The sequence below is a fragment of the Gynuella sp. genome, assembly GCF_050297175.1.
In the GTDB taxonomy this organism is placed as follows: Bacteria; Pseudomonadota; Gammaproteobacteria; order Pseudomonadales; family Natronospirillaceae; genus Gynuella.
On sequence record NZ_JBNKSF010000020.1, the window covers coordinates 16,109 to 20,312 of the forward strand.

2 protein-coding genes are annotated in these 4,204 nt (G+C 42.9%); both read left to right on the forward strand.

The genetic code is table 11. The annotated features are described in order from the left end of the window. Positions 1-603: 603 nt before the first annotated feature. Entirely contained in the window at positions 604-1,578 is a 975-nt protein-coding gene (locus ACQY6I_RS08410) for a TauD/TfdA family dioxygenase (protein WP_428241029.1), read from the forward strand. Between the two features lie 317 nt (positions 1,579-1,895). Continuing rightward, on the forward strand, positions 1,896-3,587 hold the full coding sequence (locus ACQY6I_RS08415) for a cyclic peptide export ABC transporter (protein ID WP_428241030.1): 1,692 nt from the start codon (positions 1,896-1,898) through the stop codon (positions 3,585-3,587). Positions 3,588-4,204 lie beyond the last annotated feature (617 nt).

The window sequence follows — 4,204 nt, forward strand, 5'->3', positions numbered from 1 at the left end:
ATGTAAACCATCCCTTAGTCTGGCCTGGATATCGTCGGTGTTTAAAAGTATCGTTATTGACCAAGTTCATAAATAAGCTTTTTGATGCCTATAACATAGCTTTTATGGTCATTTATCTACATTTACATGTTTTAAGACTGCAATATTGTTTTAGTGATACGCACTTTTAACACCATCATATGTTTATCCTACTTTAGAATGAGAATCATTCCTTGTGAGTGTCATGTCCAATTTGGAATGGTAGTTTAGTAGCAAAAGACGACATCAAAAGATCATCTTCTGTACATCATCCGACTGAATGTTTAGGCAGAGTCAATGATATTAAGTAATTATCTAAAGGCCTGTAGTGAAGTTTTCAGGCTATGAATTTTGAGTTCGGATTTGAATGTTTTTTTTTAATCGTTCTGCAATGTTCTTGCTAAAGAATGTTAGGTGTAATGTTTGTTGGGTCGATTCATTTCAAAAGTTGTGTATGACACACAGCGTATATTTGCTTCTCTGAATTGACCTGGAAACTAATGACCTTTATCAAAAATCAATACTGATAGATATAGAGCTTACTGTCGCTTTGTTGTCAGCAGGTTTTATAGCGGGAGGGAAAATATGGTAATGGTGACTGAAGAGACAACAGTCAAGGAAATAACAATAGAGTTCAAATCGGCGCCACATGCGGAGTTTTCTTTGCCTTATAGCGTTACCTCTGACGCCTCTATTACAAGCTTGGCGACTGAGGTGTCAGCTTTGATTAAGCAGCGGCTGCATCAACATGGTGCTATCTTGATTAGAGGTGCTGGTGATGTATCTATCGATTCATTCGGTCAGCTTGTTGCAGCGACAACCGGAGATTCCATAAACTACGATTTTGGCTCAACTCCACGTTCCCGCATCCAGAGTGGGGTTTATACTGCCACAGAATACCCCGCGCACCAGACAATCCCACTCCATAACGAACAATCCTATACCAACATCTGGGCCGATTACCTCTGGTTCTATTGTGAAAAGGCTGCTGTCAGCGGCGGTGCCACCACACTGGCCGACAGTCGCGAGATTTTTCGAAAAATACCTGAATCCATCAGACAAAAATTTATGGATAAAGGTGTTATGTATGTCCGTAACTATGGCACTGGATATGATCTGGATTGGCAAAAGGTTTTTAATACCACTGACAGACAGGAAGTGGAAAGTTTTTGTCATAAACGCGATATCCAGTTTGAATGGAAAAGCGAAGACGAACTAACCACCACTCAGGTTTGCCAGGCTCATACCGTGCATAAGGTTACCGGAGAAACGGTCTGGTTTAATCAGGCCCATTTGTTTCATGTATCCAGTCTTGCTCCCGAAATCCGAGAAGCGTTAGTTGAAATACTCGGAATCGAAGGTCTACCGAGAAATGCCTGTTATGGCGACGGTTCGACGATTGAAGATTCCGTGTTGGATGAAATTCGCGGCATATATGACGAAAATACAGTTATTTTCCCATGGCAGGCTGGTGACATCATGCTGGTGGATAATGTGCTGGCAGCCCATGGACGACAGGCATTTGAAGGCGATCGAAAAGTATATGTCATGATGACCTGATACTGCCGAATTCCCTCTGTCTGTTTATCGGAATAATAAATCTCTTAAACGTGTTCATAACACACTCTGGGCTTTTGGCTTCAGTATAAATGGCGTTACATCTTGGAATTTTTTGTGATCGAGCAGTAACTACCATAAGGCATCGGTATCAGGATGTACCGTAATCGGACAGTGTCAATTTGACAACGTCCACCCTGAGCCGTCAAAGACCAAGCCTGGCATTACGCCGGTCTGGTTTTGTCGGCTCTTAATCGGGCCGCTTGGGAAGAGCTGTCTGGTTATTAGATCAATCATATCCAGCACGGAAAGGAAACACAGTGGTCGTAGAATTAATACAGCGTTATAAATGGTCATTACTGTTTGCAACCATACTGAGTACGTTGAGTGCGTTATTCAGTATTGGTGTGATGGTGATGTTAAACGGAGAAATTTCCGCGCTCAGAGAGGGGGTGGATAATGTTTTGCGTAACGTGGCCATTTTCGCTCTGGCACTGGCAGGGCTGGGCGCATTTGGTATTTTCTCTCAATATATCCTGTCTTGTTTGAGTGCTGGTTTTACCAGTCGTATGAGAGACTACATGGTCAGGAATGTCCTGAATACTGACTATGAAGGTATCGAACGTCTGGGCGGGCATCGGATCTACGCCACTTTGACTTCAGATATCAGAAACCTCGCTGCAGGTTTCTCTCTCTTGCCCCATCTGGCCTACAACATATCTGTGGTATTGCTATGTCTGGGATATATGGCGTACAACTCCTGGCAGTTGTTTTCATTTGTATTCGTTTTCTTGGCGCTTGCTATCGGTTTCGCCCAGCTTCTGATGAACCGGGGGATGCGGCTTCTTAAGATACTGCGTGAAACGGACGACAACTTGTTTGGCAGTTTTAAATCTCTGGTCGAAGGCGGTAAAGAACTCAATATTAACGTCAACCGGAAATACTATTTCTATCAGGATATAGTGGCTCCTCAGGTTGAAGAAATTAAAAACAAGACTGTCAAAACCGAATTCAACTTCATCATCATCCATAACTGGACCAATGTCATACTGTTCATTGTGATGGGTGCAATCGTGTTTCTGTCACAAGCAGTGTTCACTCAGGTGTCTGTAGAAGTAGTGACAGGTTTTCTGCTTATCATGATTTATCTCGTCGGTCCTATTTCCTCACTGATGGATATGTACTCTGTTGTGGCAGCGGGGTTTGTAGCGCATCGAAAAATAAACAGTCTTAAGTTGTCCACCAACGGTATGGATTCCGAACGTTGGGATAATCGGGACCATGCCAATGTGACCACGCTAAAACAGTGGAATTGTTTGTCCGTGCGTAATCTTACCTACCACTATGAATCAGAGGCGGGTGAGAGTTATCACTTTGGTATCGGTCCAATCAGTATGGATATACAGCAGGGTGAGGTCATTTTTATTACCGGAGGCAATGGCAGTGGTAAATCGACTTTTATCAAAACCCTGGTCGGACTTTACACCGCTTCAGCCGGAGAAATTTATCTGGACAATATCAAGGTGGATCTGAGTCAGAACCGGGAATGGTATTGTCAGCATTTCAGTATCATTTTTTCCGATTTTCATTTGTTCGATTATGCCCTTGATCGGCATGGTAACCCTGCTGATGATGCACTTATCAATGAACACCTTAAGAAACTCAAGCTTGATGACAAGGTGTCCAGTCACAATGGCGTGATCTCATCATTATCGCTGTCACACGGACAAAAAAAGCGTCTGGCATTGTTATTGTCTTACCTCGAAGATGCGCCGATTTACATTTTTGACGAGTGGGCCGCCGATCAGGATCCGTACTTCAGAAAATATTTTTATCATACCTTGTTGCCTGAGCTGAAAGCCCAGGGCAAAACTGTTATCGCTATTACTCATGATGATGCTTATTTTCATACAGCAGATCGAATGTTCAAGTTTGAAAACGGACAGTTGGTGGACAGGCTGGACTATGAAGATGATCTGGCGGAGCCCGTTGAGTGGCTGAAAAGCACATGAGACACACAGTGTTTATCAAAAATATAAGATGAAAACATCTCAGAACTGAATAGCAAAAATGATTGCTCAGAAAGATGTCAGCGGGGCGACAGACAAGAAAATATCGAATTTGAACAGAGACGAAGTCTCTGAATTCATCGTAACGAACATTCTCGGGAATCCTCAGGTTTTTACGAATTGTGTCAGGACAAGTCCTGGAGGTGCATGTCGCTTTCACAATCCGTTTGGACACATGTGACGGCTCGCTGGAAATGGTTTGGACAATTGCCGGGTAGTAATTCAGAACAACACAAGAACGGATCGCGTCGACTGATGTAGTCAAGTTGGTTCGTGTTATCTCATTCAGATTAACCCGTTGAATATTTTTGTCGGCTTAATCGTGTGATGCAGGGATGAATCACTCTTGGTTGTGCCAAAGCCAGCCAAGAACAATCAAAAGATGTTTCGTGCAACATCATCGGATTTCTCAGCGCGGCCATCAAAAAGATCAGAGCAATTTATTTGATAGCTGGGTTAACAGTACGAACGGAATAAGGAAGGGTGTCATAGATAAAGGATGAGTAGTCTTATCGTGACGTTAAGTGAATTATCATTGACTGAACGGACATATTGGTATT